The organism is Pseudomonas sp. HD57-3 (genome assembly GCF_056113135.1).
Genome location: NZ_CM148568.1, coordinates 5,242,181 through 5,267,941, shown reverse-complemented (window position 1 = coordinate 5,267,941; position 25,761 = coordinate 5,242,181). Strand labels below are relative to the sequence as shown.

At 61.7% G+C, this 25,761-nt stretch carries 20 protein-coding genes and 1 pseudogene; 6 read left to right on the top strand and 15 right to left on the bottom strand.

Features of this window, described 5'->3' with window-relative positions:
- Positions 1-70: 70 nt before the first annotated feature.
- The 6 genes from AC0R79_RS23855 to arcD (AC0R79_RS23830) all read right to left on the bottom strand — a co-directional run bounded on the left by AC0R79_RS23855 (position 71) and on the right by arcD (AC0R79_RS23830) (position 7,093).
- Positions 71-1,579: a sigma-54-dependent transcriptional regulator gene (locus AC0R79_RS23855; RefSeq protein ID WP_011335629.1), complete on the bottom strand. Its 1,509-nt coding sequence runs from the start codon at positions 1,577-1,579 to the stop codon at positions 71-73.
- Positions 1,580-1,792: 213 nt separating this feature from the next.
- Positions 1,793-2,155 carry a DUF5064 family protein gene (locus tag AC0R79_RS23850; RefSeq protein WP_007951188.1) on the bottom strand — a complete coding sequence of 121 codons (363 nt, stop codon included), beginning with the start codon at positions 2,153-2,155 and terminating at the stop codon, positions 1,793-1,795.
- A gap of 62 nt (positions 2,156-2,217) precedes the next feature.
- Entirely contained in the window at positions 2,218-3,147 is a 930-nt protein-coding gene (gene arcC / locus AC0R79_RS23845) for a carbamate kinase (protein WP_127799554.1), read from the bottom strand.
- Between the two features lie 147 nt (positions 3,148-3,294).
- Positions 3,295-4,305 carry an ornithine carbamoyltransferase gene (locus tag AC0R79_RS23840; protein WP_007951186.1) on the bottom strand — a complete coding sequence of 337 codons (1,011 nt, stop codon included), beginning with the start codon at positions 4,303-4,305 and terminating at the stop codon, positions 3,295-3,297.
- 69 nt (positions 4,306-4,374) lie between these two features.
- Positions 4,375-5,631: an arginine deiminase gene (gene arcA / locus AC0R79_RS23835; RefSeq protein WP_221533958.1), complete on the bottom strand. Its 1,257-nt coding sequence runs from the start codon at positions 5,629-5,631 to the stop codon at positions 4,375-4,377.
- A gap of 34 nt (positions 5,632-5,665) precedes the next feature.
- The gene (gene arcD, locus AC0R79_RS23830; RefSeq protein ID WP_007951184.1) at positions 5,666-7,093 is read right to left on the bottom strand and encodes an arginine-ornithine antiporter; all 1,428 of its coding nucleotides are present in this window, start codon (positions 7,091-7,093) and stop codon (positions 5,666-5,668) included.
- A gap of 450 nt (positions 7,094-7,543) precedes the next feature.
- Here arcD (AC0R79_RS23830) and arcD (AC0R79_RS23825) point away from each other — a divergent pair, with 450 nt between their 5' ends.
- A complete protein-coding gene (gene arcD / locus AC0R79_RS23825; protein ID WP_007951183.1) occupies positions 7,544-8,971 on the top strand; it encodes an arginine-ornithine antiporter in 1,428 nt (475 codons plus the stop codon).
- Positions 8,968-9,819: a DNA-3-methyladenine glycosylase family protein gene (locus AC0R79_RS23820; RefSeq protein ID WP_474731842.1), complete on the top strand. Its 852-nt coding sequence runs from the start codon at positions 8,968-8,970 to the stop codon at positions 9,817-9,819. The genes arcD (AC0R79_RS23825) and AC0R79_RS23820 overlap by 4 nt, the downstream gene beginning before the upstream one ends.
- A 13-nt stretch (positions 9,820-9,832) precedes the next feature.
- Here the strand turns inward: AC0R79_RS23820 and AC0R79_RS23815 are convergent, their stop codons facing one another.
- The 9 genes and pseudogenes from AC0R79_RS23815 to gap form a co-directional block, all read right to left on the bottom strand.
- Positions 9,833-11,182 (bottom strand): CoA transferase, encoded by a 1,350-nt coding sequence (locus AC0R79_RS23815; RefSeq protein ID WP_474731839.1) that lies wholly within the window; start codon positions 11,180-11,182, stop codon positions 9,833-9,835.
- A gap of 197 nt (positions 11,183-11,379) precedes the next feature.
- A complete protein-coding gene (locus AC0R79_RS23810; protein WP_371320921.1) occupies positions 11,380-12,135 on the bottom strand; it encodes a methyl-accepting chemotaxis protein in 756 nt (251 codons plus the stop codon).
- Positions 12,136-12,237: 102 nt separating this feature from the next.
- Positions 12,238-13,245: pseudogene (locus tag AC0R79_RS23805) on the bottom strand (methyl-accepting chemotaxis protein); the annotation flags it as partial.
- Positions 13,246-13,699: 454 nt separating this feature from the next.
- Positions 13,700-14,095: a YbaN family protein gene (locus AC0R79_RS23800; protein ID WP_085606588.1), complete on the bottom strand. Its 396-nt coding sequence runs from the start codon at positions 14,093-14,095 to the stop codon at positions 13,700-13,702.
- 166 nt (positions 14,096-14,261) lie between these two features.
- Positions 14,262-14,858 carry a biliverdin-producing heme oxygenase gene (locus AC0R79_RS23795; RefSeq protein WP_474731837.1) on the bottom strand — a complete coding sequence of 199 codons (597 nt, stop codon included), beginning with the start codon at positions 14,856-14,858 and terminating at the stop codon, positions 14,262-14,264.
- 111 nt (positions 14,859-14,969) lie between these two features.
- Complete coding sequence (locus AC0R79_RS23790) at positions 14,970-17,555, bottom strand: TonB-dependent receptor (protein WP_474731835.1); 2,586 nt, start codon at positions 17,553-17,555, stop codon at positions 14,970-14,972.
- 122 nt (positions 17,556-17,677) lie between these two features.
- The gene (locus tag AC0R79_RS23785; RefSeq protein WP_085606584.1) at positions 17,678-18,643 is read right to left on the bottom strand and encodes a FecR family protein; all 966 of its coding nucleotides are present in this window, start codon (positions 18,641-18,643) and stop codon (positions 17,678-17,680) included.
- Between the two features lie 123 nt (positions 18,644-18,766).
- Positions 18,767-19,285 (bottom strand): RNA polymerase sigma factor, encoded by a 519-nt coding sequence (locus AC0R79_RS23780; RefSeq protein WP_007951175.1) that lies wholly within the window; start codon positions 19,283-19,285, stop codon positions 18,767-18,769.
- 119 nt (positions 19,286-19,404) lie between these two features.
- A complete protein-coding gene (gene gap / locus AC0R79_RS23775; RefSeq protein WP_085689348.1) occupies positions 19,405-20,406 on the bottom strand; it encodes a type I glyceraldehyde-3-phosphate dehydrogenase in 1,002 nt (333 codons plus the stop codon).
- A gap of 220 nt (positions 20,407-20,626) precedes the next feature.
- Here gap and edd point away from each other — a divergent pair, with 220 nt between their 5' ends.
- The 4 genes from edd (at position 20,627) to AC0R79_RS23755 (ending at position 25,751) form a co-directional block, all read left to right on the top strand.
- Positions 20,627-22,453, top strand: a complete 1,827-nt coding sequence (gene edd / locus AC0R79_RS23770; RefSeq protein ID WP_085606582.1) for a phosphogluconate dehydratase — start codon at positions 20,627-20,629, stop codon at positions 22,451-22,453.
- Entirely contained in the window at positions 22,450-23,403 is a 954-nt protein-coding gene (locus AC0R79_RS23765) for a glucokinase (RefSeq protein WP_474731834.1), read from the top strand. Before edd ends, AC0R79_RS23765 begins: the two co-directional genes overlap by 4 nt.
- A 157-nt stretch (positions 23,404-23,560) precedes the next feature.
- A complete protein-coding gene (locus tag AC0R79_RS23760) occupies positions 23,561-24,292 on the top strand; it encodes a response regulator (RefSeq protein ID WP_007951171.1) in 732 nt (243 codons plus the stop codon).
- 31 nt (positions 24,293-24,323) lie between these two features.
- A complete protein-coding gene (locus AC0R79_RS23755; RefSeq protein WP_202949240.1) occupies positions 24,324-25,751 on the top strand; it encodes an ATP-binding protein in 1,428 nt (475 codons plus the stop codon).
- Positions 25,752-25,761: the final 10 nt, after the last annotated feature.

Genomic DNA, 25,761 nt, shown 5'->3' with positions numbered 1-25,761 from the left:
GAGGAGGGTGTAGCGATATCGTTCCGCTGTAGCGCTTTCAGTACAGATGGAGGTCGCTTTTGGCGCGGTCTCAGGCTTTGCCCGGAATTCCGTACTTGCGCAGCCGATGGGCAATCGCGGTGTGCGAGGTTTGCAGGCGGCTGGCCAGTTGGCGGGTCGAGGGGTAGCTGACGTAGAGCTTTTCCAGCAGCGATTTCTCGAAGGCTTCGACCGCTTCTTCCAGGCTGTCGACGTCGGTGTCGGTCTGGCGCGCCACCGAGGTGCCGGCGATGTCGAGGTCGCCGATGTCCACCAGGCTGCTTTCGCAGATCGCGGCGGCGCGGAAGATCACGTTCTGCAATTGCCGCACGTTGCCCGGCCAGCGGTTGCCGAGCAGCGCCGGGTAAGTGCCCGGGGCGAGGCGGCAGACCGGGCGCTGGATCTGCGCGCAGGCCTGCTGCATGAAATAGCGCGCCAGCAACAGAATGTCCTGACCGCGTTCGCGCAACGGCGGCACTTCGACGTTGAGCACGTTGAGGCGGTAGAACAGGTCTTCGCGGAACAGGCCTTCGCTGACCATTTTCTCCAGGTCGCGGTGGGTGGCGCTGAGGATGCGCACGTTGACCTTTACCTCACGATCACCACCGACCCGACGGAAGCTGCCGTCGTTGAGAAAACGCAGCAGTTTGGCCTGCAAGTACGGCGACATCTCGCCGATCTCATCGAGGAACACCGTGCCCTGGTTGGCCAGTTCCATCAGCCCCGGTTTGCCGCCGCGTTGTGCGCCGGTGAAGGCGCCGGGGGCGTAGCCGAACAGTTCGCTCTCGGCGAGGTTCTCCGGCAGGGCCGCGCAGTTCAGTGCGAGGAATGGCGCACTGTGCCGGGCGCTGATGGCGTGGCAGGCGCGGGCCACCAGTTCCTTGCCAGTGCCGGTTTCGCCCTGGATCAGCAGCGGCGCATCGAGGGCCGCGACGCGCTGGGCGCGGGCCTTGAGGGTGCGGATTGGCGGCGACTCGCCGAGCAGCGCATCGAAGCCTTCGGCGTGATCGTGGTGCAGCGCCGAGAGTTGTTCGCCGATGCGGTTCGGTTGATACAGGGTCAGCAGGGCGCCGGCGTCGGTGATCGGCGTGGCATCCAGCAACAGGGTCTGGCCATTGACGGTGATTTCCCGCAGCGGCAGGCGGAAGCCTTGTTCGAGCAGGGTTTCGAGCAGGCCCGGATCGTTGAACAGTTCCGAAACGCTTTCGCCCGCTGGCTCGCGGCCGTACAGAGCGATCAGCGCCGGGTTGGCCAGCAGCACCTTGCCGGCGCTGTCCAGCGCCAGCACCGGGTCGGTCATTGCCGCGAGCAACGCGTCGAGCTGCAAGTGCCGACGTTGGCCGGGCAGGATGTCGACCACGGTTACTGCTTCTACACCACGCACGCGAAACAGCGCATCTTTCAGTTCTTCGAGCACTTGCGGGCTCAAGGTCGGGGCGTCGATGTAGACGTTGGGCGGGATCATCTCCACCGCATCCAGATTGAGATTGCGCCCGCCGAGGATAGCCAGGACTTCCTGGGTGATGCCGACGCGGTCGATGAAGCTGACGTGGATACGCATGGGGCGGTTCTGGGTTCTGGAGTGCGGAGGGGGGCAAGTATGCCTTGGGGCGGGGAAATGGTGAAATCTGAGTCCTGCGCTGATCGTTCCCACGCTCCTGCGTGGGAATGCATCCCGTGACGCTCTGCGTCACAGTGGACGCGGAGCCTCCGTGGCGGCATTCCCACGCGGACGGTTCGACGCCTCGACGTGGGAACGATCAGTACAAAGGGGTTACTCGAAATGCTCGGGATTGACCGGATCCCCGGATTGCATATTCAGCTGCTTGCGGATGTCCTCAAACATCAAGTCGTAATGCTTGTGCACCGAGCCGATCTGGCTGTGCGCCTTGGGAATCCCGTATTTCTCGGCGATCCGGGTCACGTCGCGGGCGAAGTTGTAGGCCTCTTCCTTGGGCAGGAAAAACGTCTCCTTCATGTCCTTGCCCTGCATGCTGCCGTGCAGCGTGAACTGTATCCCTTTGCCTTTCTGAGGATCGGTGAACACTTCATAGTCGAGGCACACGTTGTAATTGACGTCGTCGTCAGTCAACGCGTGGCGCTCGATGTGCAAGCGGCCGGGTTCGAACTGGGCCATGGTTTTCTCCTTTCAAGGCATGGGAGAAGGGCAGACCTGAGGTCTGCCCCCGGAGTTTCTTTTTATCGGTAGGTGATGCCCGGCGCTGCCGTGCTGACCCGCGTACCCGCGGTGCCCTGGACGATGGCTTCGATGTCCGAGAGCGAACCGATCACCGCGACCTTGCCAGTATGGCGCGCAAATTCACAGGCTGCCTGCACCTTCGGCCCCATGGAGCCGGCGGCGAAGCCCAGGCGTTCGAGTTCGTCCGGGTGGGCCTGGGCGATGGCTTTCTCGGTGGGTTTTTTGAAGTCGATGTACGCCGCGTTGACGTCGGTGGCGATCACCAACAAATCCGCCTCCAGCTGTTCGGCCAACAGCGCCGAGCACAGGTCCTTGTCGATCACCGCTTCGATACCTTTGAGGTTGCGGTTCTCGTCGTACATGGTCGGAATGCCGCCACCGCCGGCGCAGATCACGATGCTGCCCTTGTCCAGCAGCCACTTGATCGGGCGGATTTCAAAGATGCGTTTCGGCCGTGGACTGGCGACCACGCGGCGGAACTTGTCGCCGTCCGGGGCGATGGCCCAGCCTTTTTCGGCGGCGAGTTTTTCTGCTTCGGCTTTCTCGTAGACCGGGCCGATCGGTTTGGTCGGGTTCTTGAAGGCCGGGTCGTTGGCGTCGACTTCGACCTGGGTGAGCAGGGTGGCGAACGGGACTTCGAAGTCCAGCAGGTTGCCCAGTTCCTGTTCGATGATGTAGCCGATCATGCCTTCGGTTTCGGCACCGAGCACGTCCAGCGGGTAAGGGGTGACGGAGGTGTAGGCCGCTGCCTGCAACGACAGCAGGCCGACTTGCGGGCCATTGCCGTGGGCGATGACCAGTTGATTGCCGGGATGGATCTTGGCGATTTGCTCGGTGGCGATGCGGATGTTGGCGCGCTGGTTGTCAGCGGTCATCGGCTCACCACGGCGGAGCAGGGCGTTACCGCCCAGAGCTACGACGATACGCATGGTGCATGTCCTTTTTTCGTGTTGATCGCTGATCGTTCCCACGCTCTGCGTGGGAATGCCGCCACGGACGCTCCGCGTCCGCTGTGACGCAGAGCGTCACGGGATGCATTCCCACGCGGGAGCGTGGGAACGATCATCTTCAGCCAGTTACAGGTCTGCCAAAGTCGACACCAGAATCGCCTTGATGGTGTGCATGCGGTTTTCCGCTTGCTCGAAGGCGATGCAGGCCGGCGACTCGAACACGTCGTCGGTCACTTCGATGCCGTTTTTCAGGTGCGGATACTGTTCGGCGATCTGTTTGCCGACTTTGGTATCGCTGTTGTGGAACGCCGGCAGGCAGTGCATGAACTTGGTGCGCGGGTTGCCGGTGGCTTTCATCAGCTCGGCGTTGACCTGATACGGCAGCAGTTGCTGGATACGCTCGGCCCAGGCTTCCACCGGCTCGCCCATCGATACCCAGACGTCGGTGTGGATGAAGTCCACGCCTTTGACCGCAGCTTTCGGGTCTTCGGTCAGGGTGATGCGGGCGCCGCTTTCCTCTGCGTATTTTTTGCAGCGATCGACCAGATCGTCGTGCGGCCACAGGGCTTTCGGCGCGCAGATGCGCACGTCCATGCCGAGTTTGGCGCCGACCAGCAGCAGCGAATTGCCCATGTTGTTGCGCGCGTCGCCCAGGTAGGCGTAGCTGATCTCGTGGATCGGTTTGTCGGCGTGCTCACGCATGGTCAGCACGTCGGCGATCATCTGGGTCGGGTGATATTCATCGGTCAGACCGTTGAACACCGGCACGCCGGCGAACTTGGCCAGTTCTTCGACGATTTCCTGCTTGAAGCCACGGTACTCGATGGCGTCGTACATGCGACCCAGCACGCGGGCTGTGTCCTTCATGCTTTCCTTGTGGCCGATCTGCGAGGAATTCGGGTCGATGTAGGTGACGTTGGCGCCCTGGTCATAAGCGGCGACTTCGAACGCGCAGCGGGTGCGGGTCGAGGTTTTTTCGAAGATCAGGGCGATGTTGTTGCCCTTCAGGTGTTGCTGCTCGGTGCCGGTGTACTTGGCGCGCTTGAGGTCGCGGGACAGGTCAAGCAGGTAACGCAGCTCGCGTGGGGTGTGGTGTTCCAGGCTGAGCAGGTTACGGTTGTGAATGTTGAACGCCATGATGATTCTCCTTGGATTCGGTAATCGGCCCGGCCGCGACAGGGTCAGTGCGGCCGGGGAGATGGTCGTTTAGTAGTCGATTGGGTCGCGCACGATCGGGCAGGTCATGCAGTGGCCGCCACCACGGCCACGGCCCAGTTCGCCGGCGCTGATGGTGATGACCTCCACCCCCGCCTTGCGCAGCAGGGTGTTGGTATAGGTGTTGCGGTCGTAGCCGATGACCACGCCCGGCTCCACGGCCACCACGTTGTTGCCGTCATCCCATTGCTCGCGTTCGGCGGCGAAGCTGTTGCCGCCGGTTTCGACGACGCGCAGTTTCGGCAGGTTGAGGGCTTTGGCCACGACGTCGAGGAACGTGCCTTCTTCGCGACGGATGTCGATGCCGCCCTGTTTGCTTTCGTCAGGGCGCAGGGTGAAGGCGACGATCTGGTTGACCACTTCCGGGAAGATCGTGACGAGGTCGCGGTCGCAGAAGCTGAACACGGTGTCCAGGTGCATCGCCGCGCGGGACTTCGGCAGGCCGGCGACGATGACTTTTTCCACGGCCTTGTTCTTGAACAGGTTCAGCGCCAGTTGGCCGATGGCCTGACGGGATGAACGCTCGCCCATACCGATCAGCACCACGCCGTTGCCGATCGGCATGACGTCGCCGCCTTCGAGGGTCGAGCTGCCGTGATCCTTGTCCGGGTCGCCGTACCAGATCTCGAAATCGGCGTTGGTGAATTGCGGATGGAATTTGTAGATGGCGGTGGCCAGCAGGGTTTCCTGACGACGCGCCGGCCAGTACATCGGGTTCAGCGTCACGCCACCGTAGATCCAGCAGGTGGTGTCGCGGGTGAACTGGGTGTTCGGCAGCGGCGGCAGGATGAAGCTGGAGTGGCCGAGGAAGTCGCGGAACATCTGGATGGTCTTGCCACCGAAGCTGTCCGGCAGGTCATCGGCGGACACGCCGCCGATCAGGAATTCGGCGATGTGTCGCGGCTCCAGGCTTTTCAGCCAGGATTTGACTTCGTTGATCAGGCCCAGGCCCACCGAATCGGCGGTGACCTTGCGCTCAAGGATCCAGTCCAGCGCTTCAGGGATGGCGACGATGTCGGTCAGCAGGTTGTGCATTTCCAGCACGTCGATCCCGCGCTCACGCATCTTGGTCACGAAGTCGAAGTGGTCGCGCTTGGCCTGGGCGACCCACAGCACGTCGTCGAACAGCAGTTCATCGCAGTTGTTCGGGGTCAGCCGCTGATGGGCCAGACCTGGGGAGCAAACCATGACTTTGCGCAGTTTGCCGGCTTCGGAATGGACGCCGTACTTAGCTTTTTCCGTGGTCATTTCAGTGATCCTCCAGAGTGAAAACGTTGGGCAATTACAGAGTCAGGAAGCCGTCATACAGTCCGTAGGCTGCCACCAGGGCGCCCACGACCACTGCGGCGAAAATCAGCTTCTCGACGTTGGTGAAAACCGGTTGTTTGAGTTCGAGCTTGGCCTTGGCGAACAGAATCGCGCCGGGGGCATAGAGCAGGGCCGAGAGCAGCAGGTACTTCACGCCACCGGCGTAGAGCAGCCACACCGCGTAGATCAGGGCGATACCGCCGATGATCAGGTCCTTGCGCCGTTCGGCCGCGAAGCCTTCGTAGCTTTCGCCGCGCACCGCCAGGAGCAGGGCGTAGGCCGCCGACCACAGGTACGGCACCAGAATCATCGAAGTGGCGAGGTAGATCAGCGACAGGTAAGTGCTGGCCGAGAACAGAGTGATGATCAGGAACAGCTGCACCATCGCGTTGGTCAGCCACAGGGCGTTGACCGGCACGTGGTTGGCGTTCTCCTTGCGCAGGAACTCCGGCATGGTGTGGTCCTTGGCGGCGGCGAACATGATCTCCGCACACAGCAGCACCCAAGACAGCAACGCCCCCAGCAGCGAGATGATCAGACCGACGCTGATCAGCACCGCGCCCCAGTGACCGACCACGTGCTCCAGCACGGCGGCCATCGACGGGTTCTGCAGTTTGGCCAGCTCCGGCTGAGTCATGATGCCCAGCGACAGCACGTTCACCAGCACGAGGAACAGCAGCACGGTGATGAAACCGATCACGGTCGCCTTGCCGACGTCCGAACGTTTTTCCGCCCGGGCCGAGAAGATGCTCGCGCCTTCGATGCCGATGAACACCCACACGGTGACCAGCATCATGTTGCGCACCTGGTTCATCACACTGCCCAGGTCCGGGTTTTTCACGCCCCAGATGTCGGCGGTGAAGATGTCCAGTTTGAAGGCGAAGACCGCGATCAGCACGAACAGCAGCAACGGCACGACCTTGGCGACGGTGGTCACGAGGTTGATGAACGCCGCTTCCTTGATCCCGCGCAGCACCAAAAAGTGCACGCCCCACAACAGGACAGAGGCGCCGATCACGGCTGCAACGGTGTTGCCTTCCCCAAAAACCGGAAAGAAATACCCGAGGGTGCTGAACAGCAGAACGAAGTAACCGACGTTGCCCAGCCAGGCACTGATCCAGTAACCCCAGGCCGAGGAGAAACCCATGTAATCGCCGAAACCGGCCTTGGCGTAGGCGTAGACACCGCCGTCCAGGTCAGGCTTGCGATTGGCGAGGGTTTGAAAGACGAAAGCGAGGGTGAGCATGCCGACAGCGGTGATGGCCCAGCCAATCAGTACCGCGCCGACGTCGGCACTGGCGGCCATGTTTTGTGGCAAAGAGAATATCCCGCCACCGATCATTGAGCCGACTACCAATGCAACCAGTGCACCTAGTCGTAGTTTTCCGGGAGCTTCAGACATTGCATGACTCCATTGCAGGAGAGAAGAGTTCACAGCGTAGTTCTGTTGGCTTTTCAAACAGCTGACTTAGATCAGTGCATAGTCACATTCCATTGTTAATGAATGACTTATGAAACGTCTGGAGGCATAAAGCTATTGTCTGGAAGGCCCGTCCTAGAGGCGTTTTGTAAAAAGTGGTTAAGAATGGATCCTATTACTTTCGAGTTATCACGCTAGTTCCTTTTCAGGTTTTGGCAAATTTTTCACCGCTGTTTTCAGTACAGAATTGATTTATTAGGATTCGCGCACAAAACTGTCTGAGCGTGCTACGGCGTTAGCGCCAATGGCTATATATAAAGGGCGCAAGTTGGCGTTATTCAATAAACGTCATTACGCTTTATCCATTTAGTTAAAAGCCGGTTGCATAACGGTTTCGCGGCATTCGCCGCTCTGGAACTTGGAGACGCTGGAATGTCGCAACCGACGCAAAAGCTGCGCCTTGGCGCACTGATCGCCCTGGTGGTGGGTTCGATGATCGGCGGGGGGATTTTTTCCCTGCCGCAGAACATGGCGGCCCGCGCCGATGCCGGCGCCATCCTGATCGGCTGGGGCATCACGGCGATCGGCATGCTCACCCTGGCCTTCGTGTTCCAGACCCTGGCCAACCGCAAACCGGAACTGGACTCCGGCGTGTATGCCTACGCCAAGGCCGGGTTTGGCGACTACATGGGCTTTTCTTCCGCGTGGGGTTACTGGATCAGCGCCTGGCTGGGCAACGTCGGGTATTTCGTGTTGCTGTTCAGCACCCTCGGTTACTTCTTTCCGGTGTTCGGTCAGGGCAATACGCCGATTGCTATCGGCTGCGCTTCGGTGTTGCTGTGGGCTGTGCACTTTCTGGTGATGCGCGGGATCAAGGAGGCGGCGCTGATCAATCAGTTGACTACCGTGGCCAAGATCATTCCGCTGATCATGTTCGTGGTCATCGCCGCCGTGGCCTTCAAGGCTGACGTGTTTACCCGGGATATCTGGGGCCGCAGCAACCCTAATTTCGGCGGCGTGATGGATCAGGTGCGCAACATGATGCTGGTCACCGTGTTCGTGTTCATCGGCATCGAAGGCGCCAGCGTTTACTCGGCGCGGGCGGAGAAGCGCTCGGATGTGGGCCGCGCCACGGTGATCGGTTTTATCGGTGTGCTAGCGCTGTTGGTGCTGGTCAATGTGTTGTCGCTGGGCATCATGAGCCAGCCGGAACTGGCGACCTTGCAGAACCCGTCGCTGGCCGCCGTGCTGGAACACATTGTCGGGCCATGGGGCGCGCTGCTGATCAGCGTGGGCCTGGCCATTTCGTTGCTCGGTGCGTTGTTGTCGTGGGCGCTGTTGTGCGCGGAGATTCTGTTCGCCACCGCCAAGGACAATACGATGCCGGCGTTCCTGAAAAAGGAAAACGCCAACCATGTGCCGGTCAACGCGTTGTGGCTGACCAACGTGATGATCCAGATTTTTCTGCTGATCACGCTGTTTTCCGCTGGCACTTATACCAGTCTGATTTACCTCGCCTCGTCGATGATTCTGGTGCCGTATCTGTGGTCGGCAGCCTATGCGGTGTTGCTCAGCGGGCGGGGTGAAACCTATGAACATGCCTCCGCCGAACGTACCAAGGATCTGCTGATCGGCGGTATCGCGCTGTGTTACGCGGTGTGGTTGCTGTACGCCGGCGGGGTGAAATACCTGCTGCTGTCGGCGCTGCTGTATGCGCCGGGGGTGATCCTGTTCGCCAAGGCCAAGCATGAGCAGGGCGAGCCGCTGTTCACCACGCTCGAGAAGGGGATTTTCACTTGCGTGATCGCCGGGGCCGGGCTCGCGGCTTACGGGTTGTATAGCGGTGTGCTGTCGTTGTGAGGTTACGGCTCGACTGTCAGGGATCCTGTGATTGGCCGGCGATGCTCGGGTTTCTCGCGGCCCGGGCGGTGACAGGGATGGAGACGGTGGTCGATGGCGTGTATTCGCGCAGCATCGGGTTGAACGGGCTTCACGGTACGGTTTCGGTCTGGCCCGGTGACGCTGATGCGCTGGAGGTGGAACTGGATTTCCCGGATCCGTCGGCGGTTCCCGAGATTGTTGTGCGCTTGCGACGGATGTTTGATCTGGATGCGGATCTGCCGACCATGCAACGGCATCTGGCGGCGGATCCGCTGCTGGCGCGGCTGATCGCCGAGCGTCCGGGGTTGCGAGTGCCGGGGGCGTGGGATGGACTTGAACTGGCGTTTCGCGCGGTGTTGGGGCAGCAGATCACCGTGGTCGCGGCGATTCGGCTGGCGGGGAAGCTGGTGTCGCAGTATGGCGAGCCTTTGCGTTCTGCGGTGCCTGGCCTGACTCACGTTTTTCCTCAGGCAAAGGTTTTGGCGAACGCTGATCTGGCCGCGCTGGGCATGCCGAAAAGTCGCGGGCGCACCTTGTCCGGGGTGGCGCAGGCGTCGCTGGAGGATCCGTTGCTGTTTGCATCCGGGACGGCGCGCTTGCTGGCGCTGCACGGGATTGGCGACTGGACGGCGCAGTACATTGCCCTGCGGCAGTTGCGGGATATGGACGGGTTTCCGACTGGCGATGTGGGATTGCTGCGGGCGCTGGAGGTGCTGGAGGGGGAGCGGATGACGGCGCGGGAGTTGTCTGTTCGGGCAGAGGCCTGGCGGCCGTTTCGGGGGTATGCGGCGCAGGTGTTGTGGGCGTCTTTGAGTCGTGCGGATTGATATCCGCACGCCTTCAAAACCATTGTGCTGGATGTGAGCCCAACTCGGTCGCCGGCAATGCCCACTGCAACGGCGTTCCTGCGATGCGAAGCGGCGCTTGTAGCCGATGCGCCGGCCCCCAAGGTGTCTGCTCCACCAGCGAGCTTTGATCCTGTGGATTTTCCGGACGCAACGTTTCATCCGTCCCAGCCCCATGCTCAATCAACAACTTCGCCGTCCGCGCCAGCGACAACCGCGCCGATCCACCTCGACCACTGCGTAACCGTTCAGCCAGCAACCGGATCACACTCGCCGCCATCAGATACCCCGTCGCATGATCCAGCGCCTGTACCGGTAGCGGTGTCGGTTTGTCCGCCTGCTTCCAGCACTGCCCGGCCTCGGCAATCCCGCTGCTCATCTGCACCAGACTGTCGAAGCCCCGACGGTTCTGCCACGGGCCGCTCCAGCCGTAGGCATTGAGGCAGACGTCGATCAGCCCCGGCGCCAATTCCCGGCGACGTTCGACGCCGAAGCCGAGATGTTCAAGGGCGTCGGCGCGATAGCCGTGCAGCAGAATGTCGGCATCCTTGAGCAGACTTTCGAACACTGCGCGATCTGCCGGCGCATGCAGATTCAGTCGCGCACAACGTTTGCCGAGGGTCACCTCCGGCACCACGCCGGGTTCGTTCCAGGTCGGCGGGTCGATGCGCAGCACATTGGCGCCGAGCCCCGCGAGGAAGCGGCTGGCGGTCGGGCCGGCCAGTACGCGAGTCAGGTCGAGCACCTTGAGCCCGGCCAATGGTTGCGCCACTGTGCCTTGCCAGGGTTGATGGCTTTCTTCTTTTCCATCACTGAAATGCACCAAGGGTTCGGCATTCACCGCCAAGCCTTGGGGATGTTTCTGCCATTGTTCCCAACTGCGCATTTCAGCCGCACAACCCTTGGCCTCGACCACCGCTTGCTCCAGATCGGCACTGGCCCATTGCGCGACTTTCGCCGCCATCGCCGCACGGTCGGCACAGGCGCCGAGCACGCTTTCAGCGGCGACTCGATGATGCGGGGCGTTGGTGTGCAGGCGAATCCATCCGTCTTTGGTCGCGTAGTCGCCGGCCACCGGATCCCACAGTGGCGGCACTTCCCAGCCGATCGGTCGCAACGACGTGGCGAACCAGAACGAGGCGAGGCGGCGGTCGACTTCTACAGTGGGCAAGTCGCCGGTTTGCTGCTGAAGGAGTTCGGCGACGGCTTGCCCGGCAGCGGCGATGCTCGCGCAGGCAAGGTCGGTGACGGCAAACGCCGAAGGCAGGGCGCCCTCGGCGGTGAACGGAATCGGCGTGTGGGACAAGCCGAGCGCGGCTTGAATGGACGTGAGCAGATCAGTCATCGAAGGCCCTCCGGAAGAGGGCCTGATCATAGTGCAAAAGAATATCGAGTTAGATGAAAAACCTAATCTCCCTAGTCAACACAAATCCCTGTGGGAGCTTGCCTGCAAGCGATAGCGGAGTGTCTGCCGATAGATGTATCGACTGATCCACCGCCATCGCTTGCAGGCAAGCTCCCACAAGGGATGACAGTGATGTTCTAGACGCGGAACTGATCCATCAATTTCATCTGCTGACTGGCCAGGGCGTTGAGCTGGCTGCTGATCGCCGCCGATTCGGTGGCCTGTTCGGTCAGGGTTTCGGTGACGGTGCGGATCGCCGAGACGTTGCGGTTGACCTCTTCGGCGACGGCGCTTTGCTGTTCGGCGGCGCTGGCGATTTGCAGGTTCATGTCGCTGATCACGGTAACCGCGTCGCTGATCTTGCCGAGGGCGTCCACGGCCTGGCGGATCTGCCCGGCGTTGTTGTGGGCCTGGGTCTGGCTCGAATGCATGGTCGCGACCACACCACGGGTGCCGGTCTGGATGCGTTCGATGACCACGCGGATTTCTTCCACCGAGTCCTGCGTGCGCTTGGCGAGGTTACGAACTTCGTCGGCCACCACCGCAAAACCACGGCCGCTTTCACCGGCACGGGCCGCTTCGATTGCGGCGTTCAGCGCCAGCAGGTTGGTCTGTTCGGCGATGCTGCGGATCACTTCCAGCACCGAGCCGATCTGCTCGCTGTTGACCGCCAGCTCTTCGACTTCGGTCACCGCTTTGCTGACTTCATCGGCCAGTTGATTGATGTCGCGGGTGCTGCGCTCGATGATCGACATCCCGTCCTTGGCCGACTGGTCGGCACCTTTCGCCGCGTTGGCCGCATTCGAGGCGCTGTTGGCGACGTCGTGGGCGGTGGCGCTCATTTCGTTGGAGGCGGTGGCCACCTGATCGATCTCGCGGAACTGCACCTGCATGCCTTCGCTGGTCTGGCGGGCGATTTCCGACGACTGATCGGCGGTGCCACGGGCCTCGGTGATGCTCTGTTTGATCTGGGCGATGGTCGGTTGCAGCTTGTCGAGGAAGCGGTTGAACCAGTTCACCAGTTCGCCCAGTTCATCTTTCTTGGTGTAGTTCAGGCGCTGGGTGAGGTCGCCTTCACCGCTGGCGATGTTCTTCAGCATCTCGGCAACACTGTTGATCGGACGAGTCACGCCGGAGGCGGTGAGCCAGATCAGCACCAGACCGATCAGACCGGCGATCACTGCAACGGCGACGGCGGTAATCGTGCCGGTTTCCTGCGCATCGTCGAGAACGGCTTGCAGCTTGACCGAGTCGGCCAGCAGCACTTGTTTCGGCAGGTCGATGACCACGCCCCAGGCCCGGGAATTGCCGATTGGATCGACCGGGTACACGGCGCGGATCAGGTCGCCCTGTTCGAGAATCTTCGGCGTGCCGGCGCTCAGCAGTTGCAGGATGTCCTTGCCTTCGGCGCCGAGGGTTTCGGCGATGCCTTTGCCGACCTTGGTTGCGTCGGTGCTGTAAGCACCCAGCACGCCGCTGCCGGAGACAATCAGCATGTGCCCGGCACCGTTGAACAGTTCGCGCTGGGAACCCACGGCCGCCGCTTGCAGCGCATCGAGTGCGATGTCGATGCCGACCACGCCGATGGCCTTGCCGTCCACCAGTAGCGGCACGGAAATGGTGGTCATGAGCATTTCCTTACCGCCCACGGTGTCGGCGTAAGGGTCGAGCAGGCAGGTGCGCTTGTTGTCGCGAGGGCAGGTGTACCAGCTGTTATAGGGCGTGCCGCTGAGGCTGAGGGTGGTCTTGGTCATGTCTTCTTCGACCATGATCGTGTTCAGCGCAGAACCGGCGGCGCGGCTCCAGTAGGTGGCGAAGCGCCCGGCTTCGTTGGACTGGCGGGCGGCGTCGTTGACGAACTCGCTGTCCTTGCCGTCCAGCCCGTTGGGTTCGAAGGCCAGCCAGATGCCGAGCACCTTGCTGTTGCGCTCGAACGCGGTTTTCAGGCTCAGGTTCAACTCTTCACGCAGGGCGCCGGCGTCCAGCGAACGCTTGGCGGCCATGACGCGCATGTCCTTGATCTGGTCGGCCAGCGCGGTGATCACCAACAGGCTTTCGCCGAAGGTTTTCTGTACCTGCACGGCCTGTTCGGCAGCCTTGGCCTGCAGCAGATCCTGCACGCTGGCGGTGAGCATCTTGCTGCTCGACTGGCTGACCAGTTCGTCGTTCTGGTTGGTCTGGTAGATGTTGATGCCAACGATCAGCGCAACCACGCCGAGCAGGCACAGGCCGGACAGCAGGACGATTTTCAGGCGGATGGACAGAGAGTCGAACATGGGACGTTCTCGCGAATGAATGAACTGTTGGCTGCGGGGCAGGGGAGGTGCCCGGTTCGCCAAATCCATTCAGCGCCATTCAATGCTCATCGGCGCGGGGCGAGGGCGCATGAGCGGCATGCCGACGAACGGTCATGGCTAAACGTTTGCGCGGGTAAAAGCCCTGAAAACAAGGGAAAAATCAGGAAATCTTCGGCAACGCTTCCGGTCGTGACCAGATCCACAGGTTGCCCATCGTCATCCCTGCAATCGCCAGATAAATCGGCCAGCCGTGATCGAGCATCACCAGCATCAGCGTGGCACACAGCAGCATGCTGACGGTGGCGCTGACCTTGGCCTTGCGGGCGATGATCTTGCCGTTGCGCCAGTTGCTCAGGATCGGGCCGAACAGCCGATGGTTTTCCAGCCAGGCACTCAGGCGCGGCGAACTGCGGGTCGCGGCCCAGGCGGCGAGCAGGATGAACTCGGTGGTCGGCAGGCCGGGCACGACGATGGCGATCAGACCGATGCCGAGACTGACATAGGCGAGCAGACCGAACAGCAGGCGGGCGAGTCGGGAGGAGGCGGGTTGGGGCATGGGCTCGGGGGGAATGCGTGAGGCGAAATGGCAATCTTACAGACTTGTGCAGTTCCCTGTGGGAGCGAGCTTGCTCGCGAAAGCGGTACGTCAGTCAACGATGATGTTGAATCTGGCGGCCTCTTCGCGAGCAAGCTCGCTCCCACAATGGGCAGTCGGTGTAGCTTCAGGCCGGTTCGGCTTCTGTGGCGTAAGCCTGTTCCAGCAGCACCGTGAAGCGGTTGAATGCATCGATCGCGCCTTGCTCCACTTCGGCTTCCTCTTCAGCACTGAATTGCAGCGAATCGAGGGTACGCACAAAGCTCTTCCAGCCTTCAGCGCGACCACCTTCAGGCTCGCCTAGATGACGGGCGCCGAAGGTTTCGCTCAGCTCCAGCGCTACGGCTCGTTTGATCAGGAACGCAGCACCGAGCTTGGAACCTTCAGAGACGAAGATCCAGCCCAAGGCGCGGGCCTTGCTCGGATTCTTCACCGCGCCGGCGACTGGCGCAGGCACTTCGGTGTCCAGGTCGGCAAGGTCGGCCCTGGCCGCTTCGGCGCGGCAGCGGGCCGGCAGGTCAGGGACGATGGCGGTCAGTTCGGCATCGTTGTACAGCGACACCAGTTCCGACTGGAACAGGTACTGCGCGACCACGAAGCGGGCGAAATTGGCGCGGGTCTCGAACGGCGCGTGGGCCTTGACCAGTGCATCGAGCTTGCTGTGCGGCTCGTGGGTGATCTGGTTCAGGCGTTGCGAACGCAGGGCTTTTTCCGGGGTGCTCATGAGATGTCCTTGAAAAGAAGAGGCGCTTGATAACGAGACGTACGGGCAAGCGCCGGACAGTAAAAAAACCTCACGACGCGGCAAGGCATGCGCGCCGTGAGGTCATCCGGATCAGATATCCCAGACCAGATTGATCGCGAAATTGCGACCCGGCTGGGTCAGGCGATCGAGGTTGGCTGGTTGTGTCACCGACGCTTCGCCGACGCTGTCGTAACCGCGCACGTCATCCCACAGCCAGTATTTCTTGTCGGTCAGGTTGTAGATGCCGCCGCTGACGGTGACGTCGTCGGTGACCTTGTAATAACCGGCCAGATCGAGAATGCCGAAGCCCGGCGACTTGAACTGGCTGCTGACGCCGTCCGGCGACTTGAAGTTGCTGTCGTCGACGCGATCCTTCTTCTTGACCACGGTCCAGCTCAGCAGGCCGCCGTAGTTATCTTGGTCGTAACCGAGGCCGAACACGCCGGTCAGCGGGTTGACGCTGTTCAACGGCTCGCCGTTGTCGTTGTTGCGTCCGTAGGCGTAGGAGATCGAACCCTGGGTGTACAGGCCTTGCGGCGCGCCGAAGGAATCGAGATTCAGGCGACCTTTGACTTCGGCACCCTTGATGGTGGCGTGCTTGATGTTGCTGGACTGGAACGTCAGCTCGCTGTAGCCCGGGGTGACGGCATCTTCGTTGATGAAGTCGCGGTACTTGTTATAGAACACCGCCACGTCGAACGAGCCTTGCTCGAAGTTGCCGCGCAGGCCGGTTTCATAGCTTTTGCTTTTTTCCGGTTCCAGGTCCGGGTTCGGCGCCACGTTGTAGCCGGTGGTGCTGTTCTCGAAGCGGCCGTACAGCGCTTTCGCGGTCGGGGTGCGGAAGCCTTCGGCGTACTGACCGTACCAGGTGTAGTTTTCGGTCAGGGCGTAGGTCAGGCCGAATTTCGGCGAGACTTTATGCCAGGTCTTGTTCTCGTCGCTGACCGTGCCGTTGCCGTCGGCGGCCACGGTGTTGAGGAATTCCTGGGTGATGTGCGGCTTGAGCTGGGTGTAGTCGTAGCGCAGGCCCGGCAGGAAGGTCCAGTTGTTCCAGCTGATCTGATCCTGGGCGAACAGGCTGTAGGTGTTGATGGTCGGGTCCGGGAAGTCGCTGGATTTTTTCAGCACGTCAGCCGCGCTGGTGGCGCCGATGGCGGTGCAGCCGCGACCGATTGCCAGACACTTGCCGTCGCCGCTGCGCGAGCCGGTGACTTTCTGCTGCTTGATGGTGGTGCCGTAAGTCAGCACGTGATCGGTGGCGCCGATGCTGAAAGCCTTGTCCAGTTGCGCGTCGAAGACCCACTGTTTCTCTTCGTAGATCGTGTCGCGGGTGCGCAGCACTTTACGGGTGATCGGGTAATAGAACTCGTCGGTGCTCTGGTCGGTCTTGGCGGTCTGGTGGTTGAGGCTCCACTTCACGTTATCCGCCAGCAGGCTGTCGAGCTCGAAGCTGTGCTCCAGGCCAAAACGCTCGCGGGTGATGGTGTCGTTGCCGGTACGCCACTGGTACATGCCGCCGGGCAGCACGCTGTCCGGGATCGTCGGGGCACCGTTGAAGTACGGGCCGCCGTAAGCACTTTTCTGATCTGTGTCGCGATCATCCTTGTACTTTTCGTAGGTCAGGCCCAGGCGCGAACCTTCGTTGTAGTTCCAGCCGATCTTGGCCAGCACGTTGGTGGCTTTCACGTCTTCCGGGTTGGCGGCGGTGCGCTCAAGACCGGTGCCGTTGTTGCTGCCGTAGGAGTCGGTTTCATGACCGTCGCGCTGGCTGTAGTGCAACAAACCGTCGAACTGGTCGGCGCGACCGGCGACGGTGGCGGATTTCAGCCAGCTTTCGTCGGCGGAGCTGTAGCCGGTTTTCAGGCGAGCGCCGACGTCTTTGCCGGGCTTGATGATGTCGTCCGGGTCGAGGGTGTAGTAGCTCACAGCGCCGCCGATGGCGTTGCTGCCGTACAGCACCGAGGCCGGGCCACGAAGAATTTCGACGCGTTTGACGATTTCCGGGTCAACGTAGTTGCGCTGGGTCTTGGCGTACGGGCCATTGAAGAAACCGTCCGGCACTTCGACGCCGTCGACCTGAGTCAGAATCCGGTCGCCGTCGATGCCGCGAATGTTGTAGCCGCTGATCCCGCCGCGCTGGCCGGCGCCGCCGACGGAAACGCCCGGCTCGTAGCGCACCAGATCCTTGATGGTGTTGACGTTGTTGCGGTCCAGATCCTGACGGGTCTGCACGGTGACGGTGGCCGGCACGCTGTTGATCGACTGTTCCTGACGGGTGGCGCTGATGGTCACCTGATCAAGGTTAAGCGCGCCGCTGCTGGCGCGTTTTTCCAGCACGACGTTGTTGTTGCTCAGTTTGCGGAAGCTCAGGTTGGTCCCCACCAACAGACGCTCCAGGGCTTTTTCCGGTGGCAGCGAACCGCGAACGCCCGGCGACGACACGTCCTGACCCAATTGTGCCGGCAATCCGACCTGCCAACCGGTGACAGCGGTGAACGCGTTGAGCGCCGACACCAGCGGCTGCTGGGCAATGGCGAACGAGTAGTCGCCCATGTTGCGCGTCGGCTGTTCGGTGGCGGCCATCAGCGGCGCGGTGCCGGCCATCAGGATGGCAGCTGTCAGCAGCGACAGCACGCGGGAAGGGGAGGAAGTCTGGCGGGTAAGGCGAGAGGACATCGATAGCGCTCCGTGTCGCACGAATCTTTATAGGTGCTGATTGATGTCGCGAGATGCGAATCAATTGCATTGGCTATAACGAGACGAACGAGCTTTGGCTATCGAGTAAAAATAATTCTCATTTAGTTCAGAATCACCAGCGCCGGGAATTCCTGAAGCTTGGCCGAGGTGATGTGAGCGAGCGAACGCACCACGTCCAGCGGCTGGTCGAGACGGTAATTGCCAGTGACGGCGACGTCTGCCAACTGTTCGTTGGTGTTGATGATGAAGCCCGGATAGTAGCGGCGCAGTTCGGCCAGCACCTGGTTCAGCGGGCAGTTCTCGAAGATCAGCCGACCTTGCACCCACGCCAGATCTGTGGCGGCGTCGACCTTGGCCGGGCGGTCGAAACCGTTGGGGCCGATGCGGATGCTTTCCCCGGCAGACAAACGCACGCGGGCATCGTCACGGGTCGCACGCAGATCGACATCGCCGCGCTGCACCCGCACTTGCGCCACGCCGTCCAGATAACGCACGGCGAATGCGGTGTCGCGCACGCTGGCTTTCACCGGCCCGGCGTCGATTTCCAGCGGCTGGCTGCGGCTGGCCGGGATCTCGAAAAACGCTTCGCCCTGATACAACCGCGCGACTCGCTGCTGATCGTTGATCGTGCTGGAGAACGCGGAATTGGTGTTGAGCAGGACTTTCGAACCGTCCTCAAGTTGCAGGCGCTGACGCTCGCCGACCACGGTCAGGTGATCGGCCTGCAGACGCATCGGCAGGTTGCTGAAACTGAACAGCCCGAGCAGCAGCACCGCGGCGGTGGCCAGCGGTTTCCAGTGCGGGCGCAGGCGTGTGAGGACGGTGACTTTCTTCGGTTTGGCCGCGAGGTTCTGCGCGCACTGGGCGATCTGCGGGCCGTCCCAGATTGCCTGGGCCTTGGCGAACGCCTCGGCATTCAACGGATCGGCCGCCAGCCAGGCATGGAATTGCCGGGTCTGCTCCTCGTCCGGACTGCCGAGCACGATGAGCCAGTCCAGAGCCTGGTCCATTGCGCTTGCGGCGTCCTGCGCCGATGAAGGCGAAGGGGAGCGGTGGATGTCCGTCACGGTGTTTCCTCGGCAGTGTCTGTGCACGGCTGTTTTTTTAGTGAAGCGTAAAAGTCGGGCAAGGGTAACAAAGCCCGATGATCAGTGCAGTCGATCCTGTCGATTACAGAAAAGGCCTACAGATCAGTCGCCGTTCAGGCGCTCGGCGACACCGATGCAGATGGTCATGATCAGTTTGAGTTCTTTCTGCACCGTGCTGAGGGACACGCTCAGTTCTTCGGCGATTTCCTGATAGCTGTGCCCGTGCAGGCGGCTGAGGATGAAGATTTGCTGTTGGCGGGGGCTGAGTTCACCGAGGCTCACGTTCAGGCGCTCCAGCAATTGTTCGGCGTGGGCGGCGTCTTCGGCACTGCTGGCGGGGGCGGCGACGCTGTGCACCACGTCCTGCGGCACGTCGTCGACCATGGTGCGCGAATGAATCTTGCGCGCACGCAAATGGTCCAGCGCCAGGTTACGCGCGGTCTGGAAGACAAAGGGTTCAAGGTGATCGATGGCCCGTTCGCTCAGCGCCCGGGTGACGCGCAGGTAGGTTTCCTGCAACAGGTCTTCGGCGGTGCTGTGGTTGTTGACCATCCGTTCCAGGGTCCGCAGCAGCGAAGTGCGCTGGGCGAGGAAGACGTGATTGAAGTGTGATTGACTCACGGGAAGACCTGATCCATTTCGAGCGAATGATAATGCTTATCATCCGCCCGAGTGGTCAAGTGTTGATTTGTCAAAGGTTGGTAAAGCTTTTGCCTGCTCACAAAATGGCGGCAGCGGTTTTATTCCGCGTTGCACAGCGCCAGGCAGTTATCGAGCATGCGGTTGGAGAAGCCCCACTCGTTGTCATACCAAGCCAAGACTTTCAGCAGTTTGCCGCTGGCTTTGGTGTGGTTGGCGTCGAAGATCGACGACAGCGGGTTGTGGTTGAAGTCGCTCGAGACCAGCGGCAGGGTGTTGTAGCCGAGGATCTTCGAATGCTGGCTCGCCGCTTTCATCAGTGCATTGACTTCATCGGCCGAGGCTTCGCGCTTCAGCTGCACGGTCAGGTCAACCAGCGACACGTTGATCACCGGCACACGCACGGCCATGCCGGTCAGCTTGCCCGCCAGTTCCGGCAACACCAGGCCCACGGCTTCGGCGGCGCCGGTCTTGCTCGGGATCATGTTCTGGGTGGCGGAGCGGGCGCGGTACGGGTCGGTGTGGTAGACGTCGGTCAGGTTCTGGTCGTTGGTGTAGGCGTGGATGGTGGTCATCAGACCGCTTTCGATGCCCAGCTCGCGGTGCAGCACCTGGGCCACCGGGGCCAGGCAGTTGGTGGTGCACGACGCGTTGGAAATGATCTGGTGCGACTGACGCAGAATGTCGTGGTTCACACCGTAAACGACGGTGGCATCGGCGCCTTTGGCCGGGGCCGAGATAATCACTTTGCGTGCGCCGGCGGTAATATGCGCGGCGGCTTTGGCCCGGTCGGTGAACAGACCGGTGCATTCGAATACCACATCAATCTTTTCCGCGGCCCATGGCAGGTCGGCCGGGTTGCGGATGGCGCTGACCGAAATGCGGTCGCCGTTGACGGTCAGGCTCTCGTTGTCATGAGCCACTTCGGCGTCGAATGTGCCATGAACGGTGTCGTACTTGAGCAGATGCGCATTGATCGCGCTGTCGCCCAGATCGTTGATGGCGACGATCTGCAAATCCTGACGATAGCCTTGGGTATACAGTGCGCGCAGGACATTACGGCCGATGCGGCCAAAACCATTGATTGCGATTCGAAGAGTCATTGAACAGCGCCGCCGTCGTTTTGTTGTTGGAATTACAAGATTATTCGCATAAAAATAGAAAACAAGCCTTTTTAGTGGCAATATTTTGTTTTATCTACAACGAGTGACCTGAATCAACTGGTCCGAATGATCAAGAAAACCGTTCGTCATCCCACGCGAACGGGCTTTTGATCAGCATAGACAATCAGGTCGCCACATCCGTTAGCCTGGAGTTCTACACATGCATCCCCGCGTTCTTGAGGTCACCGAACGGCTTATCGCCCGCAGCCGCGCCACGCGTCAGGCTTACCTTGCGCTGATTCGCGGCGCTGCAACTGACGGGCCGATGCGCGGCAAGCTGCAATGCGCCAACTTCGCCCACGGCGTGGCCGGGTGTGGCAGCGAAGACAAGCACAGCCTGCGGATGATGAACTCGGCGAACATCGCGATTGTTTCGTCATATAACGACATGCTCTCGGCGCACCAGCCGTACGAAGTTTTCCCGGAACAGATCAAGAACGCCCTGCGCGAAATCGGCTCGGTCGGCCAGTTCGCCGGCGGCACGCCTGCGATGTGCGACGGCGTGACCCAGGGCGAGCCGGGCATGGAACTGAGCCTGCCGAGCCGCGAAGTGATCGCGATGTCGACGGCGGTGGCGCTGTCCCACAACATGTTCGACGGCGCGCTGATGCTCGGCATCTGCGACAAGATCGTGCCGGGCCTGATGATGGGCTCCCTGCGTTTCGGTCACCTGCCGACGATTTTCGTCCCGGGCGGGCCGATGGTCTCGGGGATTTCCAACAAGGAAAAAGCCGACGTGCGGCAGAAGTACGCCGAAGGCAAGGCGACCCGCGAAGAGCTGCTGGAATCGGAGATGAAGTCCTACCACAGCCCGGGCACCTGCACCTTCTACGGCACCGCCAACACCAACCAGTTGCTGATGGAAGTCATGGGCCTGCACTTGCCGGGCGCGTCGTTCGTCAACCCGAACACGCCGCTGCGTGACGCCCTGACCCGCGAAGCCGCGCATCAGGTCACCCGCCTGACCAAACAGAACGGCAACTTCATGCCGATCGGCGAAATCGTCGACGAGAAGGCGCTGGTCAACTCGATCGTCGCGCTGCACGCCACCGGCGGCTCGACCAACCACACTCTGCACATGCCGGCCATCGCCATGGCGGCGGGCATTCAACTGACCTGGCAGGACATGGCCGACCTCTCCGAAGTCGTGCCGACCCTGAGCCACGTCTATCCGAACGGCAAGGCAGACATCAACCACTTCCAGGCAGCGGGCGGCATGTCGTTCCTGATCCGCGAACTGCTCGAAGCCGGCCTGCTGCACGAAGACGTCAACACTGTGCTCGGCCACGGCCTGAGCCAGTACACCAAGGAGCCGTTCCTCGATAACGGCAAACTGGTGTGGCGCGAAGGCCCGACCGACAGCCTCGACGAAAACATCCTGCGCCCGGTGGCCCGTGCGTTCTCGGCAGAGGGCGGCTTGCGCGTGATGGAAGGCAACCTCGGTCGCGGCGTGATGAAGGTGTCCGCCGTGGCGCTGGAAAACCAGATCGTCGAAGCACCGGCCATGGTGTTCCAGGATCAGCAGGATCTGGCCGACGCTTTCAAGGCCGGTCTGCTGGAGAAGGATTTTGTCGCGGTGATGCGCTTCCAGGGACCGCGTTCCAACGGCATGCCTGAGTTGCACAAGATGACGCCGTTCCTCGGCGTGCTGCAGGATCGCGGCTTCAAGGTGGCGCTGGTGACGGACGGGCGGATGTCCGGCGCATCCGGGAAAATCCCGGCGGCGATTCACGTCAGCCCTGAAGCTTATGTCGGCGGCGCTTTGGCGCGCGTGCAAGAGGGCGATATCATCCGCGTCGATGGCGTCAAAGGCACCTTGGAACTCAAGGTGGACGCCGCCGAATTCGCAGCGCGCGAACCTGCCAAAGGCCTGTTGGGCAACAACATTGGCAGCGGTCGCGAACTGTTTGGCTTCATGCGTTTGGCCTTCAGCTCGGCGGAGCAGGGCGCCAGCGCCTTCACTTCTGCCCTGGAGACGCTTAATTGAAACTGGCTTTGGTCGGTGACATCGGAGGCACTAACGCGCGGTTTGCGTTGTGGAAAGATCAGCAGCTCGAATCGGTTCAGGTGCTGGCCACGGCCGACCATGCCAGCCCGGAAGAGGCGATCAGCCTCTACCTGAGCGGGCTCGGTCTGGCGCCGGGCGCCATCGGTTCGGTGTGCCTGTCGGTGGCGGGGCCGGTTAGCGGCGATGAATTCAAGTTCACCAACAACCACTGGCGCCTGAGCCGCAAGGCGTTCTGCCAGACCTTGCAGGTCGAGCAGTTGTTGCTGGTCAACGACTTTTCGGCCATGGCATTGGGCATGACCCGTTTGCAGCCCGGTGAATTTCGCGTGGTCTGCGAAGGCACGCCGGAGCCATTGCGCCCGGCAGTGGTGATCGGCCCGGGCACTGGCCTGGGCGTCGGCACCTTGCTCGATCTGGGTGAAGGTCGGTTTGCCGCTTTGCCAGGAGAGGGCGGCCACGTCGATCTGCCGCTGAGCAGCCCGCGTGAAACCCAGCTCTGGCAGCACATCCACAACGAGATCGGCCACGTCAGCGCGGAAACCGCGTTGAGCGGCGGCGGCTTGCCGCGGGTCTACCGGGCGATCTGCGCGGTGGATGGTCATGAGCCCAAACTCGATACGCCGGAAGCCATCACTGCGGCAGGTCTTGCAGGCGACTCGATCGCCCTGGAAGTGCTGGAGCAGTTCTGCTGCTGGCTTGGTCGCGTGGCCGGCAACAACGTGCTGACCACTGGCGGCCGTGGCGGGGTGTACATCGTGGGCGGCGTGATTCCGCGTTTCGCCGATTTCTTCCTCGAAAGCGGTTTCGCCCGCAGCTTCGCCGACAAGGGCTGCATGAGCGATTACTTCAAGGGGATTCCGGTGTGGCTGGTGACGGCGCCTTACTCGGGGCTCGTCGGTGCAGGAGTGGCGCTCGAACAGGAAGGCTGAAGATCGTTCCCACGCTCCGCGTGGGAATGCAGCCCGTGACGCTCCGCGTCACTGGACGCGGAGCGTCCCTTGATACATTCCCACGCAGAGCGTGGGAACGATCGGTCTACACATCAGGCATAATCCGCCCAATTCCAACAACAAGGATGCCTTCGAAGTGAGCTCAGTCAACAAGTCGATTTTGTTGGTCGATGACGACCAGGAGATACGCGAGTTGCTGGAAACCTACCTGACCCGCGCGGGTTTTCAGGTACGGGCCACGGCGGATGGCGCCGGTTTTCGCCAGGCGCTGAACGAAGCGCCGAGCGATCTGGTGATCCTCGATGTGATGCTGCCCGATGAAGACGGCTTCAGCCTGTGTCGCTGGGTGCGCCAGCATCCGCGTCAGGCCCAGGTGCCGATCATCATGCTTACTGCCAGTTCCGACGAAGCCGATCGTGTGATCGGTCTGGAGCTCGGCGCCGACGATTACCTCGGCAAACCTTTCAGCCCCCGCGAGCTGCAAGCCCGGATCAAGGCCTTGCTGCGTCGCGCCCAATTCGGTCAGGAACGCGGCGGCAGTGAAGTGCTGGCGTTCGATGAATGGCGGCTGGACATGGTCAGCCATCGGCTGTTCCACACTGACGGCGAGGAAGTGATTCTGTCCGGCGCCGACTTCGCCCTGCTGAAACTGTTCCTCGATCACCCCCAGCAAATCCTCGACCGCGACACCATCGGCAACGCCACCCGTGGCCGCGACCTGATGCCGCTCGATCGCATCGTCGACATGGCCGTCAGCCGTTTGCGCCAGCGTCTGCGCGACACCGAAAAGCCGCCGCGCCTGATCCGCACCGTGCGTGGCAGCGGCTACCAGCTGGCAGCCAATGTGGTTGCCGGCAATGGTCACTGAGTTCCTGCGCACCACCGCGCGTAAAGTGCCGATGCCGCGTTCGCTGCTCGGGCGGATGTTGCTGCTGACGCTGCTCGCGGTGTTGTTCGCCCAGACGCTGTCCAGCGTGATCTGGGTGTCCCAATTGCGCGCAACCCAGCTCGAAGGCCTGGTCACCAGCGCCCGCAGCCTCGCCCATTCGATGACCGCCAGTGTCAGTTACTTCCGCTCGTTGCCGGTGGCCTATCGGCCGCTGGTGCTCGATCAATTGCGCAGCATGGGCGGCACGCGTTTTGTGGTGACGCTCAATGACAAACCGCTGGGCATGGAAGTGCTGCCGGTGACGCCACGCAAGGCAGCGGTGCTGAAAGCGGTGGATGAAGTGCTGCGCCAGTCGCTGGGCCAGGACACCGACATTCTGGTGACCTTCGTCAGTCCCGATGACCTGCGGATCTTCAACGCCGGGTTGAAGCTCGATGAGTTGCCGCGCTCCTGGGCGCATTACGCGCTGACCCTGGAACCGGTGAATCCGCCGGTGCTGGTGACCCAGATTCAGTTGGCACCGGGTGAATGGCTGTACATCGCCTCGCTGTTGCCCGAGCCCTACACCAGTCTTGAAGAACAGGGCCTGCCGACTCAGCAGGTGTGGTTCATCGTCTTCACCAGCGGTTTTCTGCTGTTGTTCATCGGATTGCTGGTGCATTGGCAAAGTCGGCCGCTCAAGCGTCTGGCGCGGGCCGCGCGGGATTTGTCGCTGGGTGCCGACGTCGAGCCGGTAGCCGAGGGCGGTGGCAGTGAAGTGGTGGAAGTGGGCCGCGCTTTCAACACCATGCGCGAGCGGATCAGCCGTTACCTGACCGAGCGCAGTCAGTTGTTCAGCGCGATTTCCCATGACCTGCGTACGCCGATCACCCGTCTGCGACTGCGGGTGGAACTGCTGGAAGACGAAACGCTGCAAACCAAGTTCGGCCGCGATCTGGACGAGCTGGAGCTGCTGGTCAAAGGCGCGCTGCAATGCGTGAAGGACACCGACATCCACGAAAACATCGAGCCAGTGGATCTGAATCATGTGCTCGACTGCCTGGTGGAACCGTATCTGGCGCCCAACGGCAATGGTCGCGTGACCCAGCAGGGGCGGGCGCTGGCGGCGTATCCGGGCAAGCCATTGGCGCTCAAGCGCTGCATCGGCAACCTGATCGACAACGCGTTGAAGTACGGGCAGAACGCGCATTTGCACATCGATGACGATGACAGCGCGTTTGTGCTGCATGTCGACGATGAAGGGCCGGGGGTGCCGGAGCAGCGGTTGGAGCAGGTGTTCGAGCCGCACTTCCGGTTGGCGGGGCAGCAGCAGGGCTATGGGCTGGGGTTGGGGATTGCCCGCAACATTGCCCATAGTCATGGCGGTGAGGTGACTTTGCAAAATCTGCGTGAGGGTGGATTGCGCGTGACCCTGCAATTGCCGCGCTCGGTGGATTGATCTGAATGTC

What these genes read in the sequence shown, in the direction of transcription:
- AC0R79_RS23840 (WP_007951186.1), bottom strand. Translation starts at nt 4,305, where the DNA reads ATGGCGTTCAACATTCACAACCGTAACCTGCTCAGCCTGGAACACCAC.
- AC0R79_RS23795 (WP_474731837.1), bottom strand. Translation starts at nt 14,858, where the DNA reads ATGAGCACCCCGGAAAAAGCCCTGCGTTCGCAACGCCTGAACCAGATC.
- AC0R79_RS23800 (WP_085606588.1), bottom strand. Translation starts at nt 14,095, where the DNA reads ATGCCCCAACCCGCCTCCTCCCGACTCGCCCGCCTGCTGTTCGGTCTG.
- arcD (WP_007951183.1), top strand. Translation starts at nt 7,544, where the DNA reads ATGTCGCAACCGACGCAAAAGCTGCGCCTTGGCGCACTGATCGCCCTG.
- edd (WP_085606582.1), top strand. Translation starts at nt 20,627, where the DNA reads ATGCATCCCCGCGTTCTTGAGGTCACCGAACGGCTTATCGCCCGCAGC.
- AC0R79_RS23850 (WP_007951188.1), bottom strand. Translation starts at nt 2,155, where the DNA reads ATGGCCCAGTTCGAACCCGGCCGCTTGCACATCGAGCGCCACGCGTTG.
- AC0R79_RS23815 (WP_474731839.1), bottom strand. Translation starts at nt 11,182, where the DNA reads ATGACTGATCTGCTCACGTCCATTCAAGCCGCGCTCGGCTTGTCCCAC.
- AC0R79_RS23755 (WP_202949240.1), top strand. Translation starts at nt 24,324, where the DNA reads ATGCCGCGTTCGCTGCTCGGGCGGATGTTGCTGCTGACGCTGCTCGCG.
- arcA (WP_221533958.1), bottom strand. Translation starts at nt 5,631, where the DNA reads ATGACCACGGAAAAAGCTAAGTACGGCGTCCATTCCGAAGCCGGCAAA.
- gap (WP_085689348.1), bottom strand. Translation starts at nt 20,406, where the DNA reads ATGACTCTTCGAATCGCAATCAATGGTTTTGGCCGCATCGGCCGTAAT.
- arcD (WP_007951184.1), bottom strand. Translation starts at nt 7,093, where the DNA reads ATGTCTGAAGCTCCCGGAAAACTACGACTAGGTGCACTGGTTGCATTG.
- AC0R79_RS23810 (WP_371320921.1), bottom strand. Translation starts at nt 12,135, where the DNA reads ATGCAGGTGCAGTTCCGCGAGATCGATCAGGTGGCCACCGCCTCCAAC.
- AC0R79_RS23855 (WP_011335629.1), bottom strand. Translation starts at nt 1,579, where the DNA reads ATGCGTATCCACGTCAGCTTCATCGACCGCGTCGGCATCACCCAGGAA.
- AC0R79_RS23790 (WP_474731835.1), bottom strand. Translation starts at nt 17,555, where the DNA reads ATGTCCTCTCGCCTTACCCGCCAGACTTCCTCCCCTTCCCGCGTGCTG.
- arcC (WP_127799554.1), bottom strand. Translation starts at nt 3,147, where the DNA reads ATGCGTATCGTCGTAGCTCTGGGCGGTAACGCCCTGCTCCGCCGTGGT.